Below are 26948 nucleotides of genomic sequence, written 5' to 3'. Positions count from 1 at the left end.
GCAGCCTGACGGACGGGCGGCACACTCCACGACTCTGCGAGCACTGCATCCCCTACCGAGGGAGGACCACCCGACGGAGCCCATCAGGGCGCCAGGACACCGAGTGGGCGAAAACGGCAGGAAGCGCAGATAACGAAGGCTTGAGTAAAAGTTTATTGCAACATCAAGTCTGCTTCTTGCGTATGTTCATAGACTTCCTGCATTCGGAGTCGTAGCCTCCCGCGTTGAGTCACTTCGCACACTCCGATCGAGCCGCAAGGACGTACGCGCCCGTGTCCCAGTCGCCGCAAAGTCACGCACCCACCCCCGAGCAGGTCCGCAGCCTCAGACGGCGGGGAGCCGCCGTCTTCCTGTCCCTTTCGCTGGCCGCCACCGCGGCCTTGACCGCCGTAGCGGTCGGCAGCGCGCCGGCCGCCCACGCCGCAGGGGTGCCCGCGCCCTCGCCCGTCGGCATATCCGGCCGGGGCGCGACCGTGCCCTTCACCGAGTTGGAGGCCGAGTACGCGGCCACCAACGGCACCTTCATCGGCCCCGACCGCCTCTACGGCCACCTCCCCTCCGAGGCGTCCGGCCGGCAGGCCGTGACGCTCGGAGCCGCCGGGCAGTACGTGGAGTTCACCCTCACCAAGCCCGCCAACGCGATGTCCCTGCGCTACAGCCTCCCGGACACCGGGGACGGCAAGGGCCGCGACGCCACGCTGGACGTGCAGGCGAACGGACACTCCGTCAAGACGCTGGCCGTAACCTCCAAATACAGCTGGTACTACGGCGGCTACCCCTTCAACAACAACCCGGGCGACACCAACCCGCACCACTTCTACGACGAGTCCCGCACCCTGCTGGGGGCCGACTACCCGGCCGGGACCAAGATCCGGGTGCAGGTGACCTCGACCGCGCAGTCGCCCTCCTTCACCATCGACCTCGCCGACTTCGAGCAGGTGGGCGCGGCTTCCGGCAAGCCCGCCGGGGCGCTCGACGCCGTCGCGGACTTCGGCGTCGACCCGACCGGCGCCACCGACTCCACGGCCCGGATGCAGGCCGCCGTCGACGCGGGCCACGCCCAGGCCAGGACGGTCTTCGTACCGCCGGGCAACTACACCCTCTACGACCACGTGGTCGTGGACGGGGTCACCGTCCAGGGCGCGGGCCCCTGGTACACGGTCTTCGGCGGCCGCGACCCGGTCAACCGCAACCGCGCGGCCGGCTTCTACGGCAAGTACGTGGCGGGCGGCGGCTACACCGGACCGGTCCGGCCGCACGAGGCGAACGGGCCCAGCAAGGACGTCACCCTCAAGGACTTCGCGATCATCGGCGACGTCCGCGAGCGGATCGACGACGACCAGGTGAACGCCCTGGGCGGTGCCATGTCCAACTCAACGGTCGACAACCTCTGGATCCAGCACGTCAAGGTCGCGGCGTGGATGGACGGTCCGATGGACCGATTCACCATCAAGAACAGCCGTTTCCTCGACATGACCGCCGATGGCGTGAACTTCCACACGGGTGTCACGAACTCTCGCGTCACCAACACGTTCCTGCGCAACACGGGCGACGACGGTCTGGCCTCCTGGCCCCAGGACAAGCCCAACACGGACATCAGCTTCGACCACAACACCGTCGTACTGCCGATCCTGGCGAACAACATCGTCACGTACGGCGGCAAGGACTTCACCATCTCGGACAACGTCATGTCCGACACCATCAGCAACGGCGGCGGCCTGCACATCGCCAACCGCTACCCGGGCGTCAGCTCCGGCAAGGGCACCGCGGTCGCCGGCACCATCACCGCCACGCGCAACACGCTCATCCGGGCCGGGAACAGCGACTTCAACTGGAACTTCGGGGTCGGCGCCATCTGGTTCTCCGGCCTGAACGAGGCCGTCCAGGGCGCGAGCATCAAGATCTCCGACACCGACATCCTCGACTCCTCCTACGCCGCCATCCACTCGATCGAGGGCCCCATCAGCGGGGTGGAGTTCACCAACATCAACATCGACGGCGCCGGGACGTACGCCATCCAGGCCCAGTCGAACATCGCGATGAAGCTCACCAACGTCACCGCGAAGAACATCGCCCAGGCCGCCACCCCGATCCACAACTGCATCGGCACCGGTCTGCAGATCACCGACGGCGGCGGCAACTCCGGCTGGAACACCGGACAGACCTGCTCCGGCGTGTGGCCGGCGCCGGTGTGGACCAACGGCGGCGTCCCCGGTGGCGGCACCACGACTCCGCCGACCACGCCGCCCACCACTCCCCCGACCACTCCGCCCACGACCCCGCCCACCACTCCCCCCACCACCCCGCCGAACGGAAACCTCGCCCAGGGCCGTACCGCCACCGCGTCCTCCGCGGTCCAGTCCTACAGCGCCGCGAACACCGTGGACGGCAATGCCTCGACCTACTGGGAGAGCAACGGCAACGCCTTTCCCCAGACCCTGACGGTCGACCTCGGCGAGACCAAGCAGGTCGGCAAGGTCACCCTGAAGCTGCCGCCGTCCGCGGACTGGGCGACGCGCACCGAGAACCTCTCCGTGCTCGGCTCGACCGACAACTCCTCCTGGACCACGCTCAGCGGCCCCTCCGGTGTCACCTTCAACCCCTCCTCCGGCAACACCGCGACGCTTGCCCTCAACCCGGCCGGCGCCCGCTACGTCCGCCTGAACATCACCGGTAACACCGGCTGGGCGGCCGGGCAGATCTCGGAGTTCGAGATCTACGCACCCGACGGCGGCCCGACCACCCCGCCCACCACGCCTCCGGCCACCACTCCTCCCCCCACCCCTCCGGCCGACTCCAACCTGGCGCAGGGCCGCCCCGCGACCGACACCAGCCACACCCAGGGCTACGTGGCCGGCAACGTCACTGACGGCAACGCGGGCAGCTACTGGGAGAGCAACAACAACGCCTTCCCGCAGTCGCTCACCGTCGACCTCGGCGCCCAGCGCACCGTCGGCCGCCTCGTCCTGAAGCTCCCCTCCTCCTGGGGCACCCGGACACAGACGCTGTCGGTCCTCGGATCGGCCGACAACACGGCCTGGACGACCTTGAAGAACTCCGCCTCCTACACCTTCGGTGAAGGCACGAACAGCGTCACCGTCACCCTTCCCGCCACCGGCGTTCGGTACCTGCGCCTGACCTTCACCGCGAACAGCGGATGGCCCGCCGGCCAGCTTTCGGAACTGGAGGCGTACACCTCGTAACGAGCGGCGCGCACCCTCCGGCGGACGGCCGGCCCGCATCCCGGGTCGGCCGTTGCCGTGTCTCCGAATCCCCTCCCACTCGCCGTTCTCGTGGTGCAAGCGGGTCTGTGCGTGTAGCGTCAGCGCTAGCTGTCATGGTTCCGAAGTACCGGTCGCCCGTGAGTGCAATTTTCACGGGCGATTTTGCTGTTCAGCGTCTCTGAGGACCAGGGCGATCACCTCCGGCTCCCGCATGGTGCGGGACCGGTTTCTAGTCCCTTGGAGGACACATGGCTACCGGAACCGTGAAGTGGTTCAACTCGGAAAAGGGCTTCGGCTTCATCGAGCAGGAGGGTGGCGGCCCGGACGTCTTCGCCCACTACTCGAACATCGCCGCCCAGGGCTTCCGCGAGCTGCAGGAAGGCCAGAAGGTGAACTTCGACGTCACCCAGGGCCAGAAGGGCCCCCAGGCGGAGAACATCACCCCCGCCTAAGCCTTTCCACCTCATTAGTGGGCGCTGCGACATCAGCAGCGCGGCTGTACTAAAGCCCGGCCGGTCTCGTTTGCCGGCCGGGCTCTTGTATTGCGGGGGTCGATCGGGCGCCTTTTTCAGTGCCGGTCAGTCCCAGTCGGGCCCGGGCTGGCCGACTCCGCCGCCCGTATGCGCGGATCGGACGTAGCCCGCGGGCGCCTGCGGCAGGGCGGCCACGCATTGCGCAGAGCACGCGTTGACCAGCAGGGGCAGGACGTCCGTGGCCACGCGCAAGGAGATCCAGACGGGGTGGAGCCCGCCCTGTTCGATGGATTGGTCGCAGACGCTGCACGATGAGACGGCCGTCGCACCCCACCGACGTGCGTCCAAGTTCGCCGTGTCGAGTCCGGCGACGGAGCTGCGAGCGGGTGCGAGCCGACGAGGGGCCTGACCGCCGTCAACTTGCCGATGTCTGACGGCAGGGTGATGATCTGGCGCCGTTCCTCGGGGCTGAGCCGACGAGGGGGCGGAATTCTTCCCGGCCGTCGGCAGCCGCCTCGTCGATGAGCTCGAGCAGGTGCTGCCAGCCGGGAGCCGAAGTGTCCTGGACCTCGGTGTGGAACCCGACGCGGGCACGCGGGTGCGGCGTGCGCTGGTCGAAGCAGCTGCAGGTGTCCCGGTAGGACTCACGCCCAGCCGACTCCGCGCCGGACGAATCGCCCCACCGGTTCACGAAAAGCTGCTGCTCCGCCTCATCCACCATGACGCCAACATACGGGCGCCCTCCACCCCTGACCCCGGCCGGGCAGGAGGTGACCCGGCCCGCCTGTTTCGACGTTTACCTATATTGACGTTTCTCGATTCAGGGCGCAGGGTTGGAGGGAAAGCCGTCGAGGCAGGTCGACGGCTGAGAGTTCGAGGAGCGCCGCCATGCCCGAGAAGCCCACCCCCACCGCCGTCCCCCCGATCGCCGGTGACGCCGAGCTGCGCGAAACGGTCCGGTCCCGGTACGCAGCGGCGGCCATGCAGGTCACCGAGGGCGGAACCGCGTGTTGTGGGCCGTCCGCGATCGAGATCGACGAGAACTTTGGCGCCGGCCTCTACGCCGATGCCGACCGCGACGAACTGCCCGCCGAGGCGGTCGCCGCATCCCTCGGCTGCGGCAACCCGACCGCCGTCGCCGACCTGAACGAAGGCGACCGCGTTCTGGACCTCGGGTCGGGCGGCGGCATCGACGTACTGCTCTCCGCACGCCGAGTCGGCCCGACCGGGAAGGCGTACGGGCTCGACATGACCGAGGAGATGCTCGCCCTCGCCCTCTCCAACGCCGCCAAGGCCGGTGCGGCGAACGTGGAGTTCCTCAAGGGCGCCATCGAAGCCATCCCCCTGCCGGCCGGGACGATCGACGTGGTGATCTCGAACTGCGTGATCAACCTGTCCACGGACAAGCCGTCCGTGTTCACCGAGACCTTCCGTGTCCTGAAGCCCGGTGGACGGATCGGCCTCTCCGATGTCATCGCCGTCGACACCCTCACCCCCGAACAGCGGGCCGAGCGCGGCGACTACGTCGGCTGCATCGCCGGGGCCCTCTCCTTCGCCGAGTACCGCCAGGGGCTGGAGGCGGCCGGGTTCACCGACGTCACCATCACCCCGACCCACCAGGTGGCCGACGGAATGCACTCGGCGATCGTGAAGGCCGTCAAGCCCACCGGGGTTCCCGCCCTCCTCCCGCTCGCCCGGGCCGAAGCCGGTTGCTGCGGGACTTCGGCGCCCTCGGAAACCTCGGGCTGCTGCTGAGGGGGCCGACCCGCACAGGGGCGCCGGGGCAGAGCACCGGGGCAGGGGCGCCGGGGCAGGGCCCGGCCCGCCACCCTCCCTGTTTCGACATGTGTCAACATAGACGCATGTCGAATGCGAAGCTTCTGCCGCTCCTGGAGCCCGAGGCCGTCGCCCCGTGCTGCCCCCCGCTGAACGAGCGCCCCATGTCCGCCGACGAGGCCGAGGTCGCGGCGAAGATGTTCAAGGCGCTCGGTGACCCCGTACGCCTGCGCCTGTTCTCCGCGGTCGCCTCCCACGAAGGCGGCGAGGCGTGCGTGTGCGACATCTCCGATGTGGGCGTCTCGCAGCCCACGGTCTCCCACCACCTCAAGAAGCTCAAAGAGGCCGGCTTGCTGTCCTCCGAGCGACGGGGCACCTGGGTGTACTACCGGGTCGAGCCGTCCGTCCTCGCCGCGATGGGCGCCCTGCTGACCGGCACGGCGAAGACGCCGTGACCGGCCTTCGGGTCCGGGCGCTACGGGCCGAGGACGCGGCCCAGGTCCTGGCGATCTACCAGGCCGGCATCGACGAGGGCAACGCGACCTTCGAGACCAGCGCGCCCACCTGGGCCGATTTCGACGCGGCGAAACTGCCCGAGCACCGCTTCGGCGCGATCGACAGCGACGGCCGGCTGCTCGGCTGGGTGGCCGCCTCCCGGTTCTCGGACCGCTGTGCGTACGCGGGTGTGGTCGAGCACTCCGTGTACGTCCACCCCGCCGCCAGGGGCCGAGGCGTCGCCCGCGCGCTCCTGGACGCGCTGATCGCCTCGACGGAGGCGGCGGGGATCTGGACCATCCAGTCGGGCATCTTCCCGGAGAACACCGCGAGTCTGGCCCTGCACCAGCGGGCCGGCTTCCGGGTCATCGGCACCCGCGAGCGCATCGGCCGTCACCACGGCGTGTGGCGCGACGTCCTCCTGCTGGAGCGCCGGAGCCCGAAGATCGTTTGAGCTCGCCGGCGGGGCGCGCGAGCCCGCACAACCGCGTGCCGCGCTACGCCTCGGGCCGCCCGCTGCCGGTCCTGCCGCGCATGAAGATGACCGCCACCAGGGCCAGGCCAACGACTGCGCCTGCCAGCTGGGCTCCGACGAACGCCGGCACGGAGGCGGGGGCGATGCCCGCGAACGTGTCCGTGAAGGCGCGGCCGATCGTCACGGCCGGGTTGGCGAAGGAGGTGGAGGAGGTGAACCAGTAGGCGGCGCCGATGTACGAGGCCACGGCGACGGGTGCGAAGCGCAGGCGGTCGGTGCGGGCCAGGCCGAAAATCAACAGGATCAGGCCGGCGGTGGCGACGACCTCGCCGAGGAGAAGGTTCCCGGCGGAGCGGTCGTGGGTCGCCCACTTCACCAGGGGTTCGCCGAACATCGCGTCCGCCAGGATCGCCCCCGCGATCGCGCCGACGATCTGGGAGGGCACGTAGGCAGCCAGCTCACGGGCGGTGACGCCGCCGCCGGTGCGGCGGGTGGCCCACCACTCGGCGAGGCTGACCACCGGATTGAAGTGGGCTCCGGAGACCGGGCCGAGGAGGGCGATCAGGACACCGAGCCCGAAGACCGTGGCGGTGGAGTTGGCCAACAGCTGCAGGGCGACGTCCTGGGTCAGCTTCGTCGCCTGGATGCCGGACCCGACGACGACCGCGACCAGCGCGGCCGTCCCGACGAGTTCGGCCGCGGCGCGGGCCACCAGCGGACTGGCGGGCGGGGTCGCGGGCGCGGTCGCGCCGGGTGCGGGCTGGGGCGCGTCGGCGAGTATCGCGATGACCACTGCGGGTGCGGTGCCGACGGGCTCGGTGACGGACAACGGTTCTCCTCGGGCAGGTGAGGGGGAATCCAAGCGGGCTACGGGCAGGACCGCTTGATGTTCGCTTCGGACGTGGCACGCGCGGCCTGCGCGAGCCCTGCGAACTGACCGGCGATGGCCTCGATGACTTCCGGGCGGAGCCTGTAGTAGGTGAAGCGGCCGCACGGTTCGGTCTCCACCACCCCGGCCTCTCTGAGCACCTTCAGGTGGTTGGAGAGGTTGGTCTGCTTGCCACCCGTCTCCTCCACGAGGTGGGTGGTGCAGAGCGTCTCCTTGGCCAGGAGGGTCACGATCTGGAGCCGGAGCGGGTCGGCCAGGATCCGGATCAGATCAGTGTCGACTGACGTCATCATGGACTGATATTTTCACATCACTCGGGGCTGATACCAGTCCGGGCCGAGTCATTGGATTGAAGGAAGAGACGATGCCCTCCACCCCGCTCGCATCCGTGCTGTTCGTCTGCATCCACAACGCGGGGCGATCCCAGATGGCCGCCGGATTCCTGCGCCACCTCGCGGGCGACCGGGTCGAGGTCCGCTCCGCCGGATCCGTCCCCGGCGAGCAGATCAACCCCTCCGCAGTCGCCGCGATGGCGGAGCTGGGCATCGACATCTCCGACCAGAAGCCGAAGGTCCTCACCCCCGAGGCCGCCCAGGCGTCCGACTACATCATCACCATGGGCTGCGGCGACGCCTGCCCGTACTTCCCCGGCAAGACCTACCTCGACTGGCAGCTCGAAGACCCGGCAGGCCAGGGCGTGGAGGCCGTACGCCCCATCCGGGACGAGATCGAGGGCCTCATCGAAGGCCTCATCACCGAGATCGACGCGAAGCAGAAGCAGTAGGCAGTAGAGCAGTGCGGAGCGCCGCGCCGGAGGCCGGGCGGGAGGCGCTTCGGCGTGGAACCCGCACCACACGGCCAGAGCGGTCAGCCAAGCGAACGCGGCCGTCGCGATGTCGATGCCGTAGAGCCCGGGGACGGGCTGGCCGGCGAGGATGTCGGCGGTGACCAGGAGGACGGCACCGACTGCGGGTCCGGAACAGGGCCCGGCCCTCCGACGAGCCACTGAGCCATGCCAGGTTCAGCGCGGTCGAGCTGAGCGCGGTGGCGGCCTGGAGCAGTACGGCGAACAGGGCGAGGCTACTGGACGCCTACAGCCGCCCCTTCCGCATCACTTGCGCGTAGCCCGGGCTCGCTGACGACGATCCCGCGATGAGGATGCGGCGCACCGCATGCCGCCCGCCAGGGGAATGGGACGTTGGTCCCGGCCGCAGGGTCTTTTGGCCTCCAAGGGGAGGTAAAGGTGCTGCTAGTTTTGAGGTGTCGCGCGGCGCCCGCGGTTGGCCGATGGTCATCCCCGGCGCATACAAGTCGCGATGTATCTGTTCGCCGTACGCCCGGCCGAAAGGAGGCGATGACCCCATGGATCACAGTCCGAGTCCCACTCGCACCCGTTGCCTCATCGCCTCGGCCGCCCGTACCCGCTGACCCCAGGGCCCAGCACTTCACGCGAGCCGTCCGAGTCACCCGGGCCGTCCGACCCCCTGACCGCCCCGCGGCCGGGGCCGCCGGAACGGGGAACCCCGGCTCCGCCTGAGCCCGGGGCCAACCGCACTCCGGCTCACTGGCCGGGCATCCTCTGCCCGCTCGTACTCGTACGGGTACTCGTACTCGCGCTCGTACTCCCGATCCCGTAACCCCGACGCAGCCGTAGAGGCCGTGCGCACAGCCGTGCGCCCGTTCCTCCCCACTCGCGCCGGTCGGGACCGAGCACCCCGCACTTCCCGGATCCGCCCCTACCGAGGCGGCCTCCGGTGCGGGCGCACGCCCCGGGCGCGCCGTTCCCGGGCTGCCCCCACCCCACCCCCATCCCGAATCACCATGCGAAGGAAGCACCATCATGACGATCGACACGAAGAGCCTGACCAACCGCCTCGACGCCGCTGCCGCCGGCCCGCACACGGACCAGCAGCAGACCATCGCCGTCCTGCACGAGATCCGGGACGAACTCCGCGATTTCAACAAGGACATGGACCGCCTGAACTCCCTTACCGAGGACCAGGTCAAGTACACGGTGGAGAACCGCAAGTTGACCGCGATGACGCTCATGTTCGTCATCCCGTCGACCTTTGCCGCCATCCCCGGCGCAAACTTCGAGCACCTCAACGAGTACGGCTTCGACAACTTCTTCGCCCTGCCCGTGCTCGTGGGCACGGTTCTGGCCGCCGCTGCCGGCACCTTCTTCTTCGTCAAGAAGAAGGGCTGGCTCTAGACCACCCCGCAGCCCCCGCCACCACCAACTCCGATGCCTCCTGGCCACCCGGCCAGGGGGCATCGCGCGTGGGACGCGCAGCCGGGGTGGTGGGTGGAGGATGCCGCCACATCGGCCCAGGCTGATGCACTGCGCGCCGAACGACCGCTGGGGTCCGGGGACCGCGCTCTGACGCTGCTGGTCAGCGGGCGAGTACGTGGCCGTCGTGGGGGCGGTGGTCGCGGGAGCGGCGCAAGTCGGTGGTGACGTAGGTGCGTTGCAGCCAGCGGTCCGCTCCGTCGTAGCGGGGGTGGAAGGCGGTGCGGCCGTGGACGGTGACGCGGTTGTCGATGATGACCAGGTCGCCCGGACTCAGGCGCAGGGTGCGGGCGGTCGCCTCGCAGGCGCGGCCGAATTCGGTCAGCGCCTCGGCGGCCCGTGGGGTGAGCGGGGTGGTGACGAGTTGGGCCATCCGTATGTCGGGATCCTCGACCGCTCCCAGCAACACCGGTCGGGGTTCGACGTCGGGCTGACCCGCAGCGGCGCCGGGGCCGAAGGAAGGTGGTGGTGTGGTGATGAACTCCGGTGCGAACAGGGCCTGGCGACTGGCCGGGGTGAGGAGCGGGAGCGCCTGGCGGATGCCGGCGACGCGCATGCCGGCGACCCGGTCGTGGTCGGCGCGCAGGCACAGGAAGACCACATGGTCGGGCGGGTGCGGGTGGAAGCCGTTCTCCGTGTGGAAGGACAGCGGCACCGAGCCGGCGTTGCCGTGGAAGCTCTCCTGCCCGGACACGGGCACGACGTCCTGCACGAGGGCGCCGGACTTCTCGGCCCGGTAGGCGAGGGGCTCGCCGAGCCCACAGGCCACCATGGTGAGCACGGCGGCCGGGACGCTGGCCCGGCGCTGGACCGAGCCGGGTACGGACGGTGTCGCGGGCAAGGTTGCCCGGTCGACGGGCAGGCCGCCGATCACCAAGGTGCCACGAGGACCGGAGTGCCTTCGAAATCGGCGCACCCCACGGCGCAGCGGGGCCGGTAGGTCCTCCCAGACGTCCCGGGCCCGGTCCACCCACTCGGGGTCGTCGACCTGATCGTCCTCGCCGGTGCACAGGGTGCGGGCCAGCCGCGCGCACGCGTCGGCGTCGGCCGGGTCAAGTGCCCAGTCGGCGGCGACCGCAGAGGTTTCGGTGGTGCCGGGCGTCGTCTCGGGCATCAGGGTCTCCTGCCGGAGGTGTGGGCGGCGGACACGCGGACTCACGAGTGGCGCAGACCGGCCACGGCGTCGGCGATGTAGTGGTCCCCGAATCGGATCAGGGAGGCGTACTGGGCTGCGCGCCGATGGCGCATCTGCCGTAGTTCGGCGACGGCGTTGTCGGGGCCTTCCGGTTTCTGAGCGATGGAACGATGCAGGTGCACCATCGAGTACGCGAGGGTGACGTGCCGTTCACCGTCCACGATGTCGGCTTCCAGGAGCGCGCCCCGCGTCTCGGCCAGCTCCGGGTCTCGGGCCGCCAACTCCTCGTAGGAGTCGGGGACTACGGACAGCAGTTCCTTCATCGCCGCCCGGAACAGCTTGTACCCGCGGTGTTGGCGCCCGCTCAACGGGACGTCCACCGACGGGGGCGCCATGGTGTGGCGTATCGCCGCCATGTAGTACTCGGCCGGGACGGTACTGGCGTGGGTCATGGCCGCCGGGAAGCCCCGTACGTACACCGTCGCATCCGCCAGCCGCGTCAGGGCGGCATCGCCGTCGCCGCGCCGTAGGTGGCGGGTGGCGTCGGCCACGGCGACCGCGGCGCAGATGTTGAACAGGACGTGGACCTGGTGCCCGATGAGCCACCGAGCACTCCACACGCTCTCCATCGACGCCCCCGCAGCGGGCTCGGGGACGGCCACCAGCGGCATGAGGTCGGGGACTGGACCGAGGCCCGGGTCGGAGCCTGGCGCCGCGCCGGTGAGGTCGAGCACCGCCAGCCGCATCCCGGCCGTCTCCAGCGCCAGGTCGGCGCCCGACAGCGGGGCCTCGCACAGGTCTTCCAGACCGCGGTGGACGACCAGGACACCGTGCAGGGCGGCCTGTTGATCCGACAGTTCCTCTTCCCGGACCCGGAAGAACGACTGGCTTGTCGACTCCGCCGGCAGCCCCTCACCGGCCACGGCCGGAGCCAGAGCCGACAGCGCGGTCACCAACTCACCGGCGGCCACCGCGGCCTGCCGCAGCGCGAGGGTGCGCTCGACAGGCCCGGCATGGGTCGCCAGCCCGACCAGCACCCGCGCGGTGCGCTTCGCCTCGGCATCGACCCGTAGGCCGAGCACGGGGACGGACCTCCCGCCTCGGGGCTCACGGAAAACAGCGACAGCGGGATGACCGGCAACCGGCGATAAGCCCATGGTTGAAGTACTTCGCCAACAACGCTCCGCGCGAAACCTGTTCGGCGGGATCACTCCATGCCGCGGGGTGGTTCAGGGGCGGCCGGAGGTGATGTTGATCGTCACGACGCCGGCGCCGAGGCCGAAGCGCTGGCCCGGGCGGCTCTGCCGGCCCGCGAAACTTCGCGGGCCGGCAGAGGCGGTTTCCGGGTCAGTGCCCGGCGCCCTCCAGGGCGGTGTCGGGGATCCAGGAGCCGTGGAGACCGGCGCCCACCCGGTGGGGCAGGTGGACGGTGGCGACGCGGTCGAGGCCGGAGGCGTCGAGGACCAGCAGTTGCGAAGCGTTCTGCTTGAGGTCGGAGACGACGGTCAGGAGGTAGCCGTCGTCCTCGCCCGTGGACCCGGCCGCGGGGACGAAGACCGCTTCGCTGGGCATGCGGGCGTCGCCGACCTGGTGGATCCGGCGGGCGCCGGTGGTGCGGTCGTACTTGACCACGCCGTAGCCGCCGAAGCCCTTCTCGTCGGGGAAGGAGATGGCGTACTGGTAGCGGTTCTCGGCGCCCATGTAGTCGTCGTTGAGCGTGGGGAACTCCACCGCGAGGTCGTCGATGATCCGCTCGTCCACCGCCCCGGAGGCCATGTCGACCACCCAACGGCGGGTGTAGGAGCGGGAGACGGGCTCGGTTCCCCGCCCCGGAGCACCGGCCCACCAGTTCCAGGAGAGCCTGAATCCCTCGCGGTCCACGGTGGGGCCCTCCAGGACGATGCGGCCCTGGCCGTCCTCGTAGGCGTTGGAGACGTGGAGCATGTTGCCCGGTTCGATGGAGAACCAGCGGACGCGGCCGGCGCCGCCGCTGCCGCGCGGCATGACGCCGATGCGGGAGATCTGCTGGTCGCTCCAGCCGTAGGGGATGCCGGAGTGCTCGGCCGGGTCGAAGGTCACGTTGCCCTCGACGAAGACCACGTGGTTGCGGGTGAGGGCGAAGTCGTGCTTGAGGGAGGCGGTCGCTCCCGGGACCTCGGCGCTGTCGACGATGCCGCCCTTGGCGTCGGCGACGTAGTACATAAGGAACGGCGGGAACGGTGAGGAGCCGAAGAAGTGCAGCTCTCCGGTGACCGGGTCCTCCTTGGGGTGCGCGGTCATCGCGGTCCGCAGCTTGCCGCTGAAGTCGTGGGGTCCGACCGTCTCCAGTTCCGGGGTGAGTTCGAAGGGGAGGTTCGATTCGCACAGGGCCAGGAGGCGTCCGGCGTGTTCGATGACGTGGGTGCCCGCGGAGCTGGCCGTCAGGTCGGGGCCCTTCTCCGTCATGTACGGGGCACCCTCCAGCGCGGGTGTGCGCACCCAGCGGTTGCGGTACCACTCCGCCCGGCCTTCGCGCAGCCGGATCCCGTGGACCATGCCGCTGCCCTTGAACCAGTGCGTCGGGGTGACCCCGGGCTTGGGGTTGTGGCCGTTGCGGAGCAGCCGGCCGGTCAGTTCGGCGGGCAGGGTGCCTTCGACGGTGAGGCCGGTGGCGGTGACCTCGTCGGTGACGGGGGTGTAGTGACCGTTCAGGTACGGCTTGTCGGCAGTCATGGCGGGAACCTCTTCCGGCGGATGCGGTCGTGTGTCGGGGCGCATGTCAGGGCGTAAGTCGGATCGTGTATCGGGGCTCATGTCGGGCGGTGCGTCAGACGGGCTGCTCGGCACGGGACTTGAGGTGGGCGAGCCAGTTCTCGAGGGAGTCGTGGAGGGCCTTGGTGAGCTCGTCGGCGGCGGCCGCGACCGGGTCGCCGCTCCAGGACTCCGCGGTGCGGACGGTGACGCGACCGCCGCTCTGCTCGAACGTCCACACGTGGATGCCGGTGATGCCGGCCGCGGGGCCGCCCCACACGATCCGCTCGCCGGGTACCAGTTCGTACACGGTGGAGCTGATGTCCAGGCCGTGGGTCCGCCAGGCGAAGGAGCTGCCGGGCAGCAGCGGGCCGTCGAGTTCGGCCTGGTCGATGTCCGGATTCCAGGCGGACCAGGCGGCTATGCCGGTGTGGAGCGCCCACACCGTCTCGAGAGGGGCGTCGATCGTGGTGCTCAGGCGGACGATGGCGGGGGCGGTCTCGTCGATGGTGACCATGACTGTGTTTCCTGTCTTGAGCGGGACGGGTCGGTGGTGCGGCTGATCCGTCGGGTCAGCCGGTTCGAGAGGGACGGGAGAGGTCCGGGGACCGCAGGACGGGCCCGGTGGCAGTGGTCGCGCGGCCCGGGAGGGAGCGGCGCACGAGAAACGGTGCGAGGAGCGCGGTGGCGGCCAGGACCGCGGCCGAGACCGCGAAGGCGGTGCGGTACCCGGCGGTGAGCGCCTCCAGGCGCGGCTGGTGGACCGCGGCGCGTGCGGTGACGGAACCGGCCAGGGTCGCCAGGGCGGCGAGGCCGATCGCACCTCCGACCTGGCGGGTGGTGTTCACCAGTCCGCCGGCCATTCCCGCGTCCTGCGGCGGGACGCCTTCCACGGCGAGCGCGGTGAGCTGGACGAAGGCGACCATCAGGCCCAGGCCGACCAGGATGCTCGGACCGAGGACGTCCGTGACGTAGCTGCCGTGGGCGCTGATCCGGGACAGCCACAGCAGGCCCGCGGCCTCGGCGAGCAGGGCCGCGGTCAAGGTAGTGGTGGCGCCGATGCGCCGGGAGACGCGGTGGGCCACCGCCGCTCCGAGCATATTGGCCGCGGCGAGCGGGAGTTGGCCCGCTCCCGTGACCAGGGGGTCCGCCCCGAGGACCTGTTGCTGGTAGAGCGGCAGGAAGAAGAACAGGGCGATCCACACGGAACCCAGCAGCGCCATCAGCAGGTTGCCCGCGGCGACCCGGCCCGTGGTCAGCAGGCGGGGCGGTATCAGCGCGTCGGGCCGGCGGCGCTCGATCACAGCGAAGGCCGCGAGCAGCGCGGCGGCGCCGACGAGGGAGCCCAGCACCCACGGGTCCGTCCAGCCGGCGGCGCGTGCGGTGGTCAGTCCCCAGACCAGGCAGGTCAGGGCGACGGTGACCGCGGCGGTACCCAGCAGGTCGAACCGTCCGGGCATCCGGACGGCCGTCCGTGGTACGAGTACCACCACGCCGACCAGGACCAGTGCCGTCCCGAGCGCCACGGAATGGAAGATCCAGGGCCACCCCCACGCCTCGGCGACCGAGGAGATCGGCTGCCCGGCCGCCCGCCAGGAGCAGCGCCCCGAAGGCCAGGCCGTAGGCGTTGACCACCCAGGTGGTGCCGCTGTCCGACAGGCCCACGCCGGCGCGGATCTGCGGGAGCGCCACGTTCACGATCGAGGTGGCGAGCATGACCGTGAACTGGGCCGCGGCGAGGGCCGCGAGCGCGGCTCCCGGCCGGGGCCGAGTCTGTCGTCCAGGTACGGGCTCCGCCGGGGCCGTCCGTGGGTGGGGGAGGTTCATGCCCACAGACTCGTGCGGGGCGGTGTCCACATTCCAGGCCGAAATCGGGCCGGGACTGTCCACTCCTGTCCGCACCCGTCCACCGCAGGCATCCACCGCGCGCGTCTGCCGGGCCCATCCGCCGGGCCTACGCAGTGGGGAGGAGCGCGGCTACGGGGCTTCGGGGGGCCCGTGCAGCTCCCGCTGCCACAGGGCCTCGCACAGCAGGTCCAGACCCTGGCGCAGGTGGCGCCGGTAGGTTCCGTACGGAAGGCCGAGGCGGCGGGACGCGGCCTCCTGCGTGGGCGCACCGGAGAAGTAGCCCGCCATCAGTGCCTCGCGGGCTCGCACCCCGCGTGGATCCTGGGCGAGGTCGTCGACGGCTTGGCGCAGCAGGGTCCGCAACTCCTCGACGGGATCGGCGAGGTCGGCCGCGATACGGGCGCGCAGCAGCGCACCGGCGGCGAAGGCGCCCGCGTCGCGCCAGTGCGTCAGCGCCTCGCGAACGGCCTGGTCGAACCCGGAGCGCGAGACGGGCGGCGGGCCCGACCGGACGGGCTCGGCGGTGGCGGATATGAAGCGGCGGAGCCAGTTCTCCACGGACTCCTCGCGCCAGTCGACGCCGAAGACCCCGTAGGTGTGCTCGCCGACGCGCGGGCGTGCCCCCGTATCGGCGAGCGTGCCCTTGACGCGCTCCGCCCACGTCTCGGCGTCCTGGAACACGGCGAAGCCGTACGCGCGGCCGCGGGCACGGGCGGATTCCGCCTGGGCGCGGGAGCTGCTCAGGTCGATGACGCGCGAGGGGACCTGGTAGCGCTCCGGGTAGACCGTGAATCGGCTTATGCCGATGTGTTCGCCGGGGCTCACCGGAGCGGTGGCCTCGGTGTGCTCCCACGCCGCGGCGACGACCGGATCGGTGGCCAGGTCCTGGGGGTCGGGAGGGGCGGGCAGGGCGAGCCTGGCCGTGAACGCCACGATGCGGCCGGTGCTCACGAGGCGGTAGACGCTGAAGGCCTGCGGCTGGCGCTGCGCCCAGTAGCGGACCAGTTCCGCGGAGGCCGGCCCCTCGGTCTCCGTCGCCATGCGCAGTACGACTGCCATGTCGCCCGGGTGCAGCGGGCGGTCGTGCACCTCGTCCTCACGGGACCAGGTGCGCAGTCGAGCCAGCGTCTCGCCCTCCCGGAAGAGGTAGAACAGCTCGTCGGTGACGGTCCACACCCGCTCCTCGGGTGCCTCGCGCAGTACGCGCAGGTACTCCTCCGCCAGCCGTTGGCGCATCGCCGCGAAGGCGGTGGGTGCCCGCCAGCGCAGGTCGGCGGCCAGGGTCTCGCGCGCCGCGTCGTGGGGGTGCAGCCCACGGTGCGTGGACTCCATGAAGGGCAGGTCCCTCAGCCAGGAGAAGAGCAGGTGGACGTCCTCCTCGTGGAGCACCGCGGCGAGGAGTTCCTCCGATGTCGCGTACGCCTGCGCCGCCACTTCCAGGGCGCGGCGGTGAGCGGCCGTGGGCACCTCGCCGATCAGCCCCGCCAGCAGGGTGCGCAGGACGTCCGCCGAGGGAGCCCAGAGCTCCTCCTCGCCGAAGCCCGACGCTCCTGCGGCCGCCGCGAGCGACAGGGCCAGGGGGTTGCCTCCGGCGAACCGGAGCACCCGGCCGCGCAGTTCGGGCCGGAGCTGGGCGGCGGCCAGCAGGTTGCGCGCCTGTTCCTCGGAGAACGGCTCCAGCTCGGTCACGTGCAGGAGCCCGGCCCAGGCGGGGTCGGCGGCCCACTGCGGCTGCGGTGCGAGCCGGCCGGCCAGGACGACCAGGGCGCCGTCCGCCGCGCGGGGCAGGAAGTGGTGCCACAGCCAGGTCTCCAGCCACTGGCAGTGCTCGAAGGAATCCACGAACAGGACCGTGCCGGGAACCTCGAGGAAGGGGGCGGCCGCACGCTCGAATTCGGCCGGGTCCCGGCTGACGAAGCGGCCGTCGATTTCGACGAGCGGTCGGCCGGCCGTACGGGAGTGGTCCGCCAGCCGACGCAGGAGCGTCGACTTCCCGATGCCGCCCGGCCCGTACGCGTAGAACGCGAACGGAGCCTGCGGATCACCGGCCAAGGCCTTCCCGAACAGTGCGAGTTGCTCGTCCCGGCCGATGAAGGCCCGGACTCGCGCGGCGCTCAGCCTCTTTCCCACGGAAACCATGACGGCTCCTGTTCCCCCTGTTCGGACCGTCGGTGTCATTCAATGCCGCTTCATGATCATCCGGTTGTCGAACGAAAAACGTACACGAGGAGCGCTGTCACGATGACCACCCGCCTGGAAGTCTCCTCCCCCGCCCAGCACTTGGCGTCCGAATCACGCCACGTCAGACCCAGGTGTACGTCTCGTCGGTGACGGCCCCCAGAGCGGCATCGGCGGTTGCGGCGCGAGGGTTGGCGAGCGCAGCGAGAGCCGCGCCGATTGGCGGGAAGACGGGCAGCCCGGCGGTCTCGCGGTAGTCGATCCACTCGATGACACCGACTTCGTGGCTGCCATCGGGCTGTTCGTCGAGTTCCCTGTCGGCGAGGGTGTCACGGAGTTCGGGGGTGATGTGGAGGCGGTGGATCAGGTGGAGTTTGCGGGGCGCCGGGGTGGGGCCCGGGCGGGTGACGCGCTGGTCGACGACCCAGAGGAGCTCTCCGCCCTCTGCCCGGTCGATGTCCAGGTCGAGCTCTTCGGCGAGTTCCCGGCGGAGGGCTTCGCGCAGGTCCTCGCCGTCTTCGACGTTGCCGCCGGGCGGGGTGTAATGGGTGGAATCGGCGCGGTCGCGGCGGATGAGGGCTACGTCGTCGCCGCAGAACACCAGGGCTCCGACCCGGATCTTGATCCGTGAGAACGGAACTGCGGGCGTGGCAGGAGTACTTGTCATGACCACCAGTATCAAGGTCTGCCGCCGGGGCCCGGGAGCCCGTCGGCCCCGTCGGCCCCGACCTTGCGACCGGGCAAACGCCCTTTGACCTCGGAATTCAAGGTTCCGAAGGCCAACTGATACATGGCCGCGCGGCTGCGGATACAGGGCGGCAGTGGTCCCGATGCGTTGCCCCGGCAATGTTCGAGGTACATCTTCGGCGCGCAGGGATCAGGCGCCGGAGCCGTCCGCACGAAGATTCCGAGGAGTGGATCCATGAGCGCCCCTGAGAACACAGCCCCCGTTCCTACGAGCCGGTGCGCCGATGCCTTCCTTGCGCGGACCGGCGTGTTCCGGGTGGTTCAGGGCATCGGCGCGGCAGGGGTCGTCGCATCCGTGCTGCTGACCATCGGTGCCTTCACCACGGACCCGCTGGCCGGTGAATCGTGGCAGCCCGCCGGTGTGCTGGGCCTGATCGGGTTGTGCTTCGGCATGACGTTCCTGCTCGTCGGCATGCCTGCCCGCTCCACGACGCCGAAGGCGGAACACCGATGAGTACGAGGACCTCGCAAGCGATGGCCGTCGGCCAGGACGCCTCCGGCTCCGGACCACTCCCCGGCTCGGGAAGCGGGCTCCGGGCGGACCCGAAACCGGACACCGGCCCCCGATCCGAGCCCGGCTCCGGCTCCGGCTCCGGCTCCGGCTCCGGCTCCGGGAGCGCCGTGCCCGACCCCTCGCCCCTGCGGCAATCCGCCGCCGACCTCCGGGAACGGGCCTGGCTGGCGGCCGCCCGACTCGGCGACTCCGCCCTCGCCGGCGCCCACCGCATCGGGTCGTCGGCCGATCTGCCCTGGCCGCACGAGGGCCAGACGAGTGTGGAGATAGTCGGGGTCGGCAGCCTCGGCACGGTCGGTGAGCAGGAACCGGTCCCGATCGCGAGCATCACCAAGGTGATGACCGCCCACGTGATTCTTCAGGCCCATCCGCTGGGTCCCGGGGACGCCGGGCCCGTGATTCGCATCGACCGGCTCGCCGCCCAGGAGTCGAACTCGTCGATCGAGTCGGTCGTTCCCGTAGAGGAAGGACAGCGGTTCCCCCTCAGGCAGCTGCTCGAATTCATGCTGATCCCCTCGGGCAACAACATCGCCAGGCTCCTCGCCCGCTGGACCGCGGGCTGCGAGGCGGCATTCGTACGCCGGATGAACGTCGCCGCCGCCGACCTCGGCATGACCCGTACGGTCTTCACCGGCTCCTGCGGAATGGACGTCGGGAACACCAGCACGGCAATCGACCTGCTCGCGCTGGCCCGCACGGCCATGCAGAACGACACCTTCCGGGAGATCGTCGCCACCCCGTCCGTCACCCTCCCCGGGGGCCGGGGCGAGGCCTTCTCCACCAACCGGCTCCTCGGCCAGTACGGGGTCGTCGGGCTGAAGACGGGCACCAGCACACCGGCGGGCGGCAACGTCCTGTGGGCCGCGTACGCCGACGTGTACGGCGAGCGCCGCCTGGTCCTGGGCGCCGTCCTTGCGCAGCGCAGGGGCCGGTCCCCGGTCAGGGCCAGGGCTGCGGTCTGGTCCCACAGCCGCCGCCTGGTCAGGGCGGTCCAACGCGCGGCCCTGGACGGCCGGACAGGCCCGTACGTGCCTCCTGCGGCACCCGCGGCGTGACCCGGCCACGCCGTCTGCGGGCCCATGGTGTGGCACCCGTCCGACACACCGAAGCGAAGCCGGCCCGGGAAGACGTACCGAGTCCTGAAGAATCCCACCATTAGGGATCCCTTCGAGAGGACGACGACTCCGTTGCGCGACCTGCCTCAGCCCGTGCTCAGTCCGCTGACCACCGCCGCACTCTTCCTCGTCCTCACCGTCGATCCGGGCGGCGAGCCCGTCGTCCGGGAGCTGCTCGCCGACCTCTCCGGGCTGCAGCGCTCGGTTGGATTCGGCCATCCGGACGGGCGGCTCAATGTCGTCGCGGGCATCGGCTCCACGGCGTGGGACCGGCTGGTGGACGGTCCGCGCCCGGCACATCTGCACCCCTTCCGGGAGCTGCGAGGCGCCCGTCACCACGCCCCGGCCACCCCAGGCGACCTGATCTTCCACATCCGGGCCACCCGTCAGGACCTCTGCTTCTCCCTCGGCTCGGAGATCATGTCCCGGTTGCGGGGCTCCGTCGCCGTCGCCGACGAGGTGGCCGGTTTCAGCTACCTGGACCGGCGCGACCTGCTCGGCTTCGTCGACGGCACGGAGAACCCGGTCGGGCAGGAGGCCGCCGACGCCGTGCTGATCGGCATCGAGGACCTGGCCTTCGCCGGGGGCTCCTACGTGATCGTGCAGAAGTACCTGCACGACCTCGACGCCTGGAACCGGCTCCCCGTCGAGCAACAGGAACAGGTCATCGGCCGGCGCAAGCTCACCAACACCGAGCTCGACGCCCCCGGATCGCACGCCGTCCTCAACACCCTCACCGACCCGGACGGCACCGAACGTAAGATCCACCGCGACAACATGCCCTTCGGCAGCCCGGGCCGGTCCGAGTTCGGCACCTACTTCATCGGCTACGCGCGTACGCCGGACGTCACCGAGGAGATGCTCCGGCACATGTTCCTCGGCGACGGCACCACCAGCCACGACCGGATCCTCGACTTCTCCACGGCAGTCACCGGGACACTCTTCTTCGTCCCCCCGGCCGGCTTCCTGGACGACCTGGCCGACGAGGACGAGCTGCCGTCCGCCGCCCAGGACTCGGCCGACGCCGGTGACCCGAAGGGCCCGCAGGCCGGCTAGATCGTCCAGGCCGTCCAGGCCGTCTCCCGGATCGGGTCGCCGCCCCCTCAGGCGGCCTACTCGGAGGTGACGGCCGCCCGCCTGACCCGTCGGGCCCCGGCGCCGCCCACGGGGGCTGACAGGTCATGTCGCAAGCCTTTTCAGGCCACTTACCTGGTGGTAACTTACGACGCCATTACTGCCAGTAACACATGCCTGCCCCTGTGATCCACTCAACGAATCCGAGGGAACCATGCACCGCATCGCCATCGGGAAACTGGCAACCGCAGTTGCCACTGCTCTGGCCGTCACCGCCGTCACGGCGGCCACGGCCGCGGCCGCCCCTGCCGCCTCGCCTACGGCCGGCACCGCGGCCTCGGCCTCGGCCGAGGATTCGTTCTACACCTACGACGGCAGCAAGCCCCTGTCCTCGTACGCACCGGGCGCCGTGCTCAAGACGCGGACGCTGCACTACCACGTCCTCGGCATCCCGACGCCGGTCCAGGCGGTCCAGCTGCTGTTCCGCACCGTCGACGCCCAGGGCCGCCCGTCCGCCGGGGTGACCTCGATCGTGCGCAGCCCCAACGGGGACAACAGCAAGGCCGTTTCGTACCAGTCGTTCTACGATTCCCTCAACCCCGCGGACTCACCGTCCCGGGCGATCGCGGGTGACGTCTCCCTCGGCGGCCTGATCGCGAACGGCGAGTCCCTCCTCCTGGTGCCCCTGCTGCTGGCGGGCTACAACGTCATCATCCCGGACAGCGAGGGGCAGAGCGCCGACTTCGCGGCCGGCCCGGAATACGGAACGAACACGCTGGACTCGATCCGCGCCGCAAGCCAGTCCCCGGAGACCGGTCTGAACTCCGCCACCCGGATCGGCCTGGCCGGCTACTCGGGCGGAGCCATCGCCACCCACTGGGCGGCCGTGCTCGCACCGAGATACGCGCCGGACGTCGACAGAAGACTCGTGGGCTACGCCGAGGGCGGGCTGCTCGTCGACCCGGCGCACAACCTCAAGTACGTCAGCGGCAGTTCCATCTGGGCCGGCGTCGCACCCATGGCCGTCCTCGGGGCCGCACGCTCCTACGACATCGACTTCACGCCCTACCTGAACAGCTACGGCCAGCAGGTGTTCAAGAAGCTCGAACACGGGTCGATCATCAACGCTTTGGGCCAGTACCCGGGACTGACCTGGAAGAAAATGGTGAAGCCGGAGTACGCGAACCCGAATTCGGTACCCCCCTTCATCGAGGCGGTGAACAAACTCAACCTCGGCTCGGCCCCCACCCCCACCGCCCCCGGGTTCATCGTGCAGGGCGGCGGAGGCGTCTTCGAGGGAACCCTCAGCAACCTCCCGGGCATCGGGAGGGGCGACGGGGTCATGGTCGCGGGAGACGTGCGCGCGCTGGCCCGGCAGTACTGCGACAAGGGCAACACGTCGATCAAGTACCAGCAGTACGACCTGCTCAGCCATGTCGGCGCCGCCGCGCCGTGGGCGCCCACGGCGCTGGGATGGCTCAACGACAGGTTCGCGGGCAAGACGGCTCCGTCCGACTGCGGCCGGATCCCCGCGGGCAACTCGCTCGCGCCGGAGGTGCCGACGGCCGGATCCTGACGCCCGGCGGGCGCCGGGGCGCCGACGGAGCGCCCCGACCGCCCCTCCGCCCCTCGGCCCCCGGTCACGGACCGGATCCGCCGCGCGGCAAGCCGGCCAAGACCCTTGACCGGTGGGTTATTTCAGGCCACCGGCGGCACTAGCCTGCTCGGATGGACGAGTCGGAGCGCTGGGAACACCGGGTCCAGACGGCCGCGCACCCGGTGGTGTACCGGCTGCTTCGAGCCGTCGCGGCCCGCGGCCCCGTGGTGCGGGTGCCCCGGATCGGGGTGGTGGTGAGCGATGCCAGGACCGCCCGGGAGGTGCTCCTGGACACCGAGCGGTACACGAAGACCGGCCCGGGAGCGGCCGGCGGGCTGTGGACCCCGGTACTCGGCCCGCGGGCGCTGATCAACATGGAGGGCCCGGAGCACGCGGCCCTGCGCCGGCGGCTCGGCGGACTGTTCACCCCGGGGCACGTGGCGGCCGTCTGCGAACGGGTGCTGCGCGGCCCGCTGGCCGAGATGGAGCTGCGGCTCTCGGCGGGCGGGGAGGTGGACCTCGTACGGGTCGTGCGCGACGGCGCCACCGAGGTGATCCGGGAGCTCGTCGGGCTCCGGGACACGGAGGCGGACTTCGCCGGCGCCGCCGCGGTCGTAGCGGGCGTACGGCTGTGGCGCACCTCGCTGACAGGGCGCCAGGCACGGGAGGCGGGACAGGCATTGGTGAGCCTGGGCGACACCGCGGTGGCCGCGTACCGGGCCGGCGACGAGTCCACGGTGCCGGGGCGGCTGCGCGCGCTGGGGCTGGACGAGGCGGAGGCGCGGGCCGCGGTCGTCGTGTTCCTGCTGACCGGCACCGAGACCCTGGTCTCCTTCGTGCCCCGGCTGATCGCGCTGGCCCACGACTCCGGCCTGGGCCCGGACCGGATCACCGACCCACTGATCGAGGAAGCGCTGCGGGCGACCTCGCCGACGCCCTTGATGCTGCGCAGCGCCGCCCGGGCGGGGCGGATCGGGGGCGTACGCGTGGAGGCCGGCGAGCGGGTCGTCATCGCCACGCTGCTGTGCACACGGGCGTACGGCCCCTTCGCCCCGCACCGCGCCACCGACGGGGCGGACCCCGCCGAGCTGCGCCGACTGTGGTTCGGCGCGGGACCGCACTTCTGCCTGGGGATGCCGCTGGCGATGACCGAGGTCCGGGCGGTGGTCGGGGCGCTACGGGGCTTCCCCGGCCTGCGCATCGTCCACCGGCGCCCGGCCCGCGGAGTGCTCATACCCGCCTACGCCCGTCTGGCGCTGCGCGCGGGCGCCTGATCCCCCACCGGCACTGCAGGGCTCAGGAACCCTGGATCGGCCCGGACCGGTCCCATCCGGGTACCCGCACGTCGATCGTGAGACCTCCCGGCCGGACCTCCTCGCCGCAGGTCCGGCACGTCGATGTCAGATCGAGGTCGTGCTCGGCGCCGTGTTCGGAGCCGGGCCCGCCCCGATGCAGGAAGGCGACCGGCGGAGCATCCACCGCCCAACGATCGCCCCAGGTCAGCAGTGCGCGCATCACCGGCGCGAGATCGCGGCCCGCCTCCGTGAGGTGGTACTCGAAGCGCAACGGGCGCTCGCTGTAGGCGCGGCGCTCGACCACGCCCGCCTCTTCCAGCGCGCGCAGCCTGGCGGCCAGGCGGTCGCGGGGCGCGCCGGTGTTGCGGACGATCTGGTCGAAGCGCTGGTTGCCGTAGAAGATCTCGCGGATCGCCAGGAGGGCCCAGCGTTCGCCTACGAGTTGCAGCGCGGCGGCCACGGAGCACGGCCGACCGGGTACTTCGGGGTGCGGAACCAAGTTCTCGCCCTGCTTCGCGTTCGAGGTCACGTCCCCATCATCCCCCGAGTCCGTTGTGTTTTCAAACCCACCCGGCTAGCCTCCGGCCCATGACAGTTGGAATTTCAAACCCACCAAGAGCGTCCCGAGCCGTGTTCGCGACGGTCGCGGCCGCGGTCTTCATGTCGAACCTCGACCTCTTCATCGTCAACGTGGCCCTCCCCGCGATCGGCAGCTCGTACGGCGGCAGCGGCCTCGGCTCCCTCTCCTGGGTCCTCAACGGCTACGCGATCGTCTTCGCGGCGCTCCTCGTGGTCGCCGGCCGCGTCGCCGATCGCTCCGGCCACAAGCCGGTCTTCCTGACCGGACTGGCGGTGTTCACCCTCGCCTCGGTCGCCTGCGCACTCGCCCCCGACGTCGGGACGCTGGTCGCCGCACGGCTCGTACAGGCCGCCGGCGCCGCGCTGCTGATGCCGACGTCCCTCGCCCTGCTGCTCGACACGACCGCGCCCGAGAAGCGCGCCGGGGCGGTGCGGGCCTGGGCGTCGATCGGCGGGATCGCCGCCGGACTCGGTCCGGTGGCCGGCGGACTCCTCGTCGAGGCCGGATGGCGCTGGGTGTTCATCGTCAACGTGCCGGTGGGAATCGCGGCGATCGCGCTCGGCATCAAGGTGCTGCCGTCGCCCGGACGCTCCGGGGCGGCGAAGAGTCCGCTGCCCGACCTGTTCGGCGCCGCCCTTCTCACCGGATCGATCGCCACGCTCGCGCTCGGTCTCGTCAAGGCTCCCGACTGGGGCTGGACGAGCGCCGGCACCCTCGGCGGCCTGGCTGCCGCGGTGCTGCTCGGCATCTGGTTCGTCCTGCGCTCGGCCCGCCACCCCGTGCCGATCATCGAGCTGCCGCTGCTCCGGGTTCCGGCGTTCGCATCCGCCGCGGCCGCCCTGACGCTGTTCACCGTCGCGTTCGCCGGAATGCTGCTCGGCTCGGTGCTGTGGTGCCAGGGCGTGTGGGACTACTCGGCTCTGCTCACCGGCCTCGCCATCGCGCCGGGCCCCCTGCTGGTGCCGCCGGTCGCGTTGCGGATCGGGCCCGCCGTCGCCAGGTTCGGTGCCGGTCGCATCGCGCTGACGGGAACCGTCCTGTTCGCGGCCGGCATCCTGTGGTGGGCCGCGGCGCTCGACACCGACTCCTCCTACGCGGCCTCACTGCTGCCCGGCATGCTGCTGACCGGCCTCGGCGTCGGCATGACGCTCCCGGTCCTGACCGGGGCATCGGCGGCCGCCCTGCCGCCGGCCCGCTTCGCCACCGGCTCGGCCATCACCTCGATGGGCCGCCAGATCGGCGCGGTGCTCGGCGTCGCGATCCTGGTCGGCATCCTCGGCACCCCGGCCCCCGCAGACGCTGTCACCGCGTTCCAGCACGGCTGGTACGCGGTCGCCGCGGCAGCCCTGCTCGCCGCGTGCGCGACGCTCCCGCTCGCCCGCAAGCCGCGACCGATCGCCAGCGGGGCGGCCGACGTCGAGGACGCCGCGAAGGCCGGCGCCGCCTGAAAAGCGAGTCCCGTCCGTCGAGGGACGTACGGGACTCGCACTCGTACTCGTACCTCCCGAAGGAGCACCGAAGGGCCGGGGCGATCGGGCGCGCGGCCGCATACCAAGGTCTGGCCTCCGGGCTCAAGGGATGATGACGACCTTGCCCCGGGTCCGGCCGGTTTCGCTGAGGCGGTGGACGTCCGCCAGGTCGGCAAGCGGACGCGACTCGCTGATGTCGAGGGTGAGCACGGCCGCGTCGATGAGTTCCACGAGCGCCGCAAGATGTGCGACATCGTTGCGGGCGACCATGTGCACCGCGCTCACCCCGGCGTCGGCAGCCGGCTCGATCGGGGTCGCAACGGAGACGATCCTCCCGCCGCGCCGCACCAGAGGCGCCAGAGCCGCCGCGTCCCGCGGGCTCAGCGGCACCAGGTTGAGCAGGGTGTCCACCTGACCGCCGAGCCCGGCGCCCACCGGACCGGCGGTGTAGTCGATCACCCGGTCCGCCCCTTGCCGCAGGACGGCCCCGGTGCTCCGAGAACTGGCCGTGGCGATCACTTCCGCGCCGGCGTGCTTCGCGAGCTGCGTCACGAAGCCTCCTACGCCGCCACCCGCGCCGTTGACCAGTACCCGCTGGCCGGCGGCCACCTTCCCGTGCTCGAACACCGCCTGCCAGGCCGTCAGTCCGGCCACGGGAAGGGCCGCAGCCTGCGGGAGAGGGACCGAAACCGGCGCCGCGACCAACAGGGCAGCCGGCGCGCGAACGTACTCGGCGGCCCCTCCCCCGCCGTCGAGCCGCCCGATGACCCCGTCGTCGACGGCGAAACCCTCCACCCCCGTGCCGACTTCGACCACGGTGCCGGCGACGTCCCAGCCGAGCCGGTAGGGCATGGGCACGGGGAAGAACGCCTGCAGCAGCCCGGCGCGCAAGGCGGCCTCAGTGGGGTTGAAGGAGGTCGCGGCCACCCGGACGAGCACTTCGCCGGAGGCGGGCCGTGGACGCGGGACATCTTCGTAGCGGATCACGGAGGCGTCGCCGTACTCGTGGATGCGCGCGGTCTTCATCGTCGTCATGCCGCGAAT

26 protein-coding genes are annotated in these 26948 nt (G+C 71.1%); 13 read left to right on the top strand and 13 right to left on the bottom strand.

The window, feature by feature from the left end; genetic code table 11:
* The first annotated feature begins 272 nt into the window (after positions 1-272).
* Positions 273-3203 (top strand): discoidin domain-containing protein, encoded by a 2931-nt coding sequence (locus tag AC3IYJ_RS37195; protein WP_489398931.1) that lies wholly within the window; start codon positions 273-275, stop codon positions 3201-3203.
* Positions 3204-3472: 269 nt separating this feature from the next.
* Positions 3473-3676 (top strand): cold-shock protein, encoded by a 204-nt coding sequence (locus AC3IYJ_RS37190; RefSeq protein WP_114041062.1) that lies wholly within the window; start codon positions 3473-3475, stop codon positions 3674-3676.
* Positions 3677-3802: 126 nt separating this feature from the next.
* Here the strand turns inward: AC3IYJ_RS37190 and AC3IYJ_RS37185 are convergent, their stop codons facing one another.
* Both AC3IYJ_RS37185 and AC3IYJ_RS37180 read right to left on the bottom strand, forming a co-directional pair.
* Positions 3803-3943 carry a hypothetical protein gene (locus AC3IYJ_RS37185; RefSeq protein ID WP_489398930.1) on the bottom strand — a complete coding sequence of 47 codons (141 nt, stop codon included), beginning with the start codon at positions 3941-3943 and terminating at the stop codon, positions 3803-3805.
* A 169-nt stretch (positions 3944-4112) separates the two neighbouring features.
* Positions 4113-4418, bottom strand: coding sequence for a hypothetical protein (locus tag AC3IYJ_RS37180; RefSeq protein ID WP_489398929.1), 306 nt, complete (start codon positions 4416-4418; stop codon positions 4113-4115).
* Between the two features lie 167 nt (positions 4419-4585).
* Between AC3IYJ_RS37180 and arsM the strand changes: the two genes are divergently transcribed.
* The 3 genes from arsM (at position 4586) to AC3IYJ_RS37165 (ending at position 6422) form a co-directional block, all read left to right on the top strand.
* On the top strand, positions 4586-5452 hold the full coding sequence (gene arsM, locus AC3IYJ_RS37175; protein WP_489398928.1) for an arsenite methyltransferase: 867 nt from the start codon (positions 4586-4588) through the stop codon (positions 5450-5452).
* Between the two features lie 107 nt (positions 5453-5559).
* Positions 5560-5928 (top strand): ArsR/SmtB family transcription factor, encoded by a 369-nt coding sequence (locus AC3IYJ_RS37170; RefSeq protein WP_489398927.1) that lies wholly within the window; start codon positions 5560-5562, stop codon positions 5926-5928.
* A complete protein-coding gene (locus AC3IYJ_RS37165; RefSeq protein WP_489398926.1) occupies positions 5925-6422 on the top strand; it encodes a GNAT family N-acetyltransferase in 498 nt (165 codons plus the stop codon). Before AC3IYJ_RS37170 ends, AC3IYJ_RS37165 begins: the two co-directional genes overlap by 4 nt.
* Positions 6423-6465: 43 nt before the next feature.
* On the opposite strand, the gene AC3IYJ_RS37160 is transcribed toward AC3IYJ_RS37165, so the two are convergent.
* Together AC3IYJ_RS37160 and AC3IYJ_RS37155 are read right to left on the bottom strand one after the other, a co-directional pair.
* Complete coding sequence (locus AC3IYJ_RS37160) at positions 6466-7272, bottom strand: aquaporin (RefSeq protein ID WP_489398925.1); 807 nt, start codon at positions 7270-7272, stop codon at positions 6466-6468.
* 38 nt (positions 7273-7310) lie between these two features.
* Entirely contained in the window at positions 7311-7625 is a 315-nt protein-coding gene (locus tag AC3IYJ_RS37155; RefSeq protein ID WP_489398924.1) for an ArsR/SmtB family transcription factor, read from the bottom strand.
* Positions 7626-7696: 71 nt separating this feature from the next.
* On the opposite strand from AC3IYJ_RS37155, the gene AC3IYJ_RS37150 reads away from it, so the two are divergent.
* Both AC3IYJ_RS37150 and AC3IYJ_RS37145 read left to right on the top strand, forming a co-directional pair.
* The gene (locus AC3IYJ_RS37150; protein WP_489398923.1) at positions 7697-8116 is read left to right on the top strand and encodes an arsenate reductase ArsC; all 420 of its coding nucleotides are present in this window, start codon (positions 7697-7699) and stop codon (positions 8114-8116) included.
* Positions 8117-9172: 1056 nt separating this feature from the next.
* Positions 9173-9544, top strand: coding sequence for a hypothetical protein (locus tag AC3IYJ_RS37145; RefSeq protein ID WP_489398922.1), 372 nt, complete (start codon positions 9173-9175; stop codon positions 9542-9544).
* Between the two features lie 181 nt (positions 9545-9725).
* Here AC3IYJ_RS37145 and AC3IYJ_RS37140 read toward each other — a convergent pair whose 3' ends face one another.
* The 7 genes from AC3IYJ_RS37140 to AC3IYJ_RS37110 form a co-directional block, all read right to left on the bottom strand.
* On the bottom strand, positions 9726-10736 hold the full coding sequence (locus tag AC3IYJ_RS37140) for a TauD/TfdA family dioxygenase (RefSeq protein ID WP_489398921.1): 1011 nt from the start codon (positions 10734-10736) through the stop codon (positions 9726-9728).
* A gap of 41 nt (positions 10737-10777) precedes the next feature.
* Positions 10778-11839: a hypothetical protein gene (locus AC3IYJ_RS37135; protein ID WP_489398920.1), complete on the bottom strand. Its 1062-nt coding sequence runs from the start codon at positions 11837-11839 to the stop codon at positions 10778-10780.
* A 265-nt stretch (positions 11840-12104) separates the two neighbouring features.
* Positions 12105-13469, bottom strand: coding sequence for a carotenoid oxygenase family protein (locus AC3IYJ_RS37130; protein WP_489398919.1), 1365 nt, complete (start codon positions 13467-13469; stop codon positions 12105-12107).
* A gap of 94 nt (positions 13470-13563) precedes the next feature.
* Positions 13564-14004, bottom strand: coding sequence for an SRPBCC family protein (locus AC3IYJ_RS37125; protein WP_489398918.1), 441 nt, complete (start codon positions 14002-14004; stop codon positions 13564-13566).
* Between the two features lie 55 nt (positions 14005-14059).
* Positions 14060-15013: an MFS transporter gene (locus AC3IYJ_RS37120; protein ID WP_489398917.1), complete on the bottom strand. Its 954-nt coding sequence runs from the start codon at positions 15011-15013 to the stop codon at positions 14060-14062.
* Between the two features lie 451 nt (positions 15014-15464).
* Positions 15465-17474, bottom strand: a complete 2010-nt coding sequence (locus tag AC3IYJ_RS37115; RefSeq protein WP_489398916.1) for an ATP-binding protein — start codon at positions 17472-17474, stop codon at positions 15465-15467.
* 163 nt (positions 17475-17637) lie between these two features.
* Positions 17638-18180: an NUDIX domain-containing protein gene (locus tag AC3IYJ_RS37110; protein WP_489398915.1), complete on the bottom strand. Its 543-nt coding sequence runs from the start codon at positions 18178-18180 to the stop codon at positions 17638-17640.
* Between the two features lie 255 nt (positions 18181-18435).
* Between AC3IYJ_RS37110 and AC3IYJ_RS37105 the strand changes: the two genes are divergently transcribed.
* The 5 genes from AC3IYJ_RS37105 to AC3IYJ_RS37085 all read left to right on the top strand — a co-directional run bounded on the left by AC3IYJ_RS37105 (position 18436) and on the right by AC3IYJ_RS37085 (position 23834).
* Positions 18436-18714, top strand: a complete 279-nt coding sequence (locus AC3IYJ_RS37105; protein WP_489398914.1) for a hypothetical protein — start codon at positions 18436-18438, stop codon at positions 18712-18714.
* The gene (locus AC3IYJ_RS37100; protein ID WP_489398913.1) at positions 18711-19829 is read left to right on the top strand and encodes a D-alanyl-D-alanine carboxypeptidase family protein; all 1119 of its coding nucleotides are present in this window, start codon (positions 18711-18713) and stop codon (positions 19827-19829) included. The genes AC3IYJ_RS37105 and AC3IYJ_RS37100 overlap by 4 nt, the downstream gene beginning before the upstream one ends.
* A 132-nt stretch (positions 19830-19961) precedes the next feature.
* Positions 19962-20945, top strand: a complete 984-nt coding sequence (locus AC3IYJ_RS37095; RefSeq protein ID WP_489398912.1) for a Dyp-type peroxidase — start codon at positions 19962-19964, stop codon at positions 20943-20945.
* A 232-nt stretch (positions 20946-21177) separates the two neighbouring features.
* Positions 21178-22539, top strand: a complete 1362-nt coding sequence (locus AC3IYJ_RS37090) for a lipase family protein (protein ID WP_489398911.1) — start codon at positions 21178-21180, stop codon at positions 22537-22539.
* A gap of 152 nt (positions 22540-22691) precedes the next feature.
* Entirely contained in the window at positions 22692-23834 is a 1143-nt protein-coding gene (locus AC3IYJ_RS37085) for a cytochrome P450 (protein ID WP_489398910.1), read from the top strand.
* A gap of 22 nt (positions 23835-23856) precedes the next feature.
* Here AC3IYJ_RS37085 and AC3IYJ_RS37080 read toward each other — a convergent pair whose 3' ends face one another.
* The gene (locus AC3IYJ_RS37080; protein WP_489398909.1) at positions 23857-24384 is read right to left on the bottom strand and encodes a winged helix-turn-helix transcriptional regulator; all 528 of its coding nucleotides are present in this window, start codon (positions 24382-24384) and stop codon (positions 23857-23859) included.
* Between the two features lie 101 nt (positions 24385-24485).
* Between AC3IYJ_RS37080 and AC3IYJ_RS37075 the strand changes: the two genes are divergently transcribed.
* The gene (locus AC3IYJ_RS37075; RefSeq protein ID WP_489398908.1) at positions 24486-25883 is read left to right on the top strand and encodes an MFS transporter; all 1398 of its coding nucleotides are present in this window, start codon (positions 24486-24488) and stop codon (positions 25881-25883) included.
* 123 nt (positions 25884-26006) lie between these two features.
* Here the strand turns inward: AC3IYJ_RS37075 and AC3IYJ_RS37070 are convergent, their stop codons facing one another.
* Entirely contained in the window at positions 26007-26939 is a 933-nt protein-coding gene (locus AC3IYJ_RS37070; RefSeq protein WP_489398907.1) for an NADP-dependent oxidoreductase, read from the bottom strand.
* Positions 26940-26948: the final 9 nt, after the last annotated feature.

This window comes from Streptomyces sp. GL_140 (assembly GCF_057834465.1).
The sequence above is the reverse complement of the archived record's forward strand: the minus strand, read 5'-3'. Positions and strand labels throughout refer to the sequence as shown.

What these genes read in the sequence shown, in the direction of transcription:
- AC3IYJ_RS37105 (WP_489398914.1), top strand. Translation starts at nt 18,436, where the DNA reads ATGAGCGCCCCTGAGAACACAGCCCCCGTTCCTACGAGCCGGTGCGCC.
- AC3IYJ_RS37170 (WP_489398927.1), top strand. Translation starts at nt 5,560, where the DNA reads ATGTCGAATGCGAAGCTTCTGCCGCTCCTGGAGCCCGAGGCCGTCGCC.
- AC3IYJ_RS37155 (WP_489398924.1), bottom strand. Translation starts at nt 7,625, where the DNA reads ATGATGACGTCAGTCGACACTGATCTGATCCGGATCCTGGCCGACCCG.
- AC3IYJ_RS37125 (WP_489398918.1), bottom strand. Translation starts at nt 14,004, where the DNA reads ATGGTCACCATCGACGAGACCGCCCCCGCCATCGTCCGCCTGAGCACC.
- AC3IYJ_RS37190 (WP_114041062.1), top strand. Translation starts at nt 3,473, where the DNA reads ATGGCTACCGGAACCGTGAAGTGGTTCAACTCGGAAAAGGGCTTCGGC.
- AC3IYJ_RS37140 (WP_489398921.1), bottom strand. Translation starts at nt 10,736, where the DNA reads ATGCCCGAGACGACGCCCGGCACCACCGAAACCTCTGCGGTCGCCGCC.
- AC3IYJ_RS37090 (WP_489398911.1), top strand. Translation starts at nt 21,178, where the DNA reads ATGCACCGCATCGCCATCGGGAAACTGGCAACCGCAGTTGCCACTGCT.
- AC3IYJ_RS37085 (WP_489398910.1), top strand. Translation starts at nt 22,692, where the DNA reads ATGGACGAGTCGGAGCGCTGGGAACACCGGGTCCAGACGGCCGCGCAC.
- AC3IYJ_RS37115 (WP_489398916.1), bottom strand. Translation starts at nt 17,474, where the DNA reads ATGGTTTCCGTGGGAAAGAGGCTGAGCGCCGCGCGAGTCCGGGCCTTC.
- arsM (WP_489398928.1), top strand. Translation starts at nt 4,586, where the DNA reads ATGCCCGAGAAGCCCACCCCCACCGCCGTCCCCCCGATCGCCGGTGAC.
- AC3IYJ_RS37070 (WP_489398907.1), bottom strand. Translation starts at nt 26,939, where the DNA reads ATGACGACGATGAAGACCGCGCGCATCCACGAGTACGGCGACGCCTCC.
- AC3IYJ_RS37150 (WP_489398923.1), top strand. Translation starts at nt 7,697, where the DNA reads ATGCCCTCCACCCCGCTCGCATCCGTGCTGTTCGTCTGCATCCACAAC.
- AC3IYJ_RS37100 (WP_489398913.1), top strand. Translation starts at nt 18,711, where the DNA reads ATGAGTACGAGGACCTCGCAAGCGATGGCCGTCGGCCAGGACGCCTCC.
- AC3IYJ_RS37180 (WP_489398929.1), bottom strand. Translation starts at nt 4,418, where the DNA reads ATGGTGGATGAGGCGGAGCAGCAGCTTTTCGTGAACCGGTGGGGCGAT.
- AC3IYJ_RS37130 (WP_489398919.1), bottom strand. Translation starts at nt 13,469, where the DNA reads ATGACTGCCGACAAGCCGTACCTGAACGGTCACTACACCCCCGTCACC.
- AC3IYJ_RS37145 (WP_489398922.1), top strand. Translation starts at nt 9,173, where the DNA reads ATGACGATCGACACGAAGAGCCTGACCAACCGCCTCGACGCCGCTGCC.
- AC3IYJ_RS37110 (WP_489398915.1), bottom strand. Translation starts at nt 18,180, where the DNA reads ATGACAAGTACTCCTGCCACGCCCGCAGTTCCGTTCTCACGGATCAAG.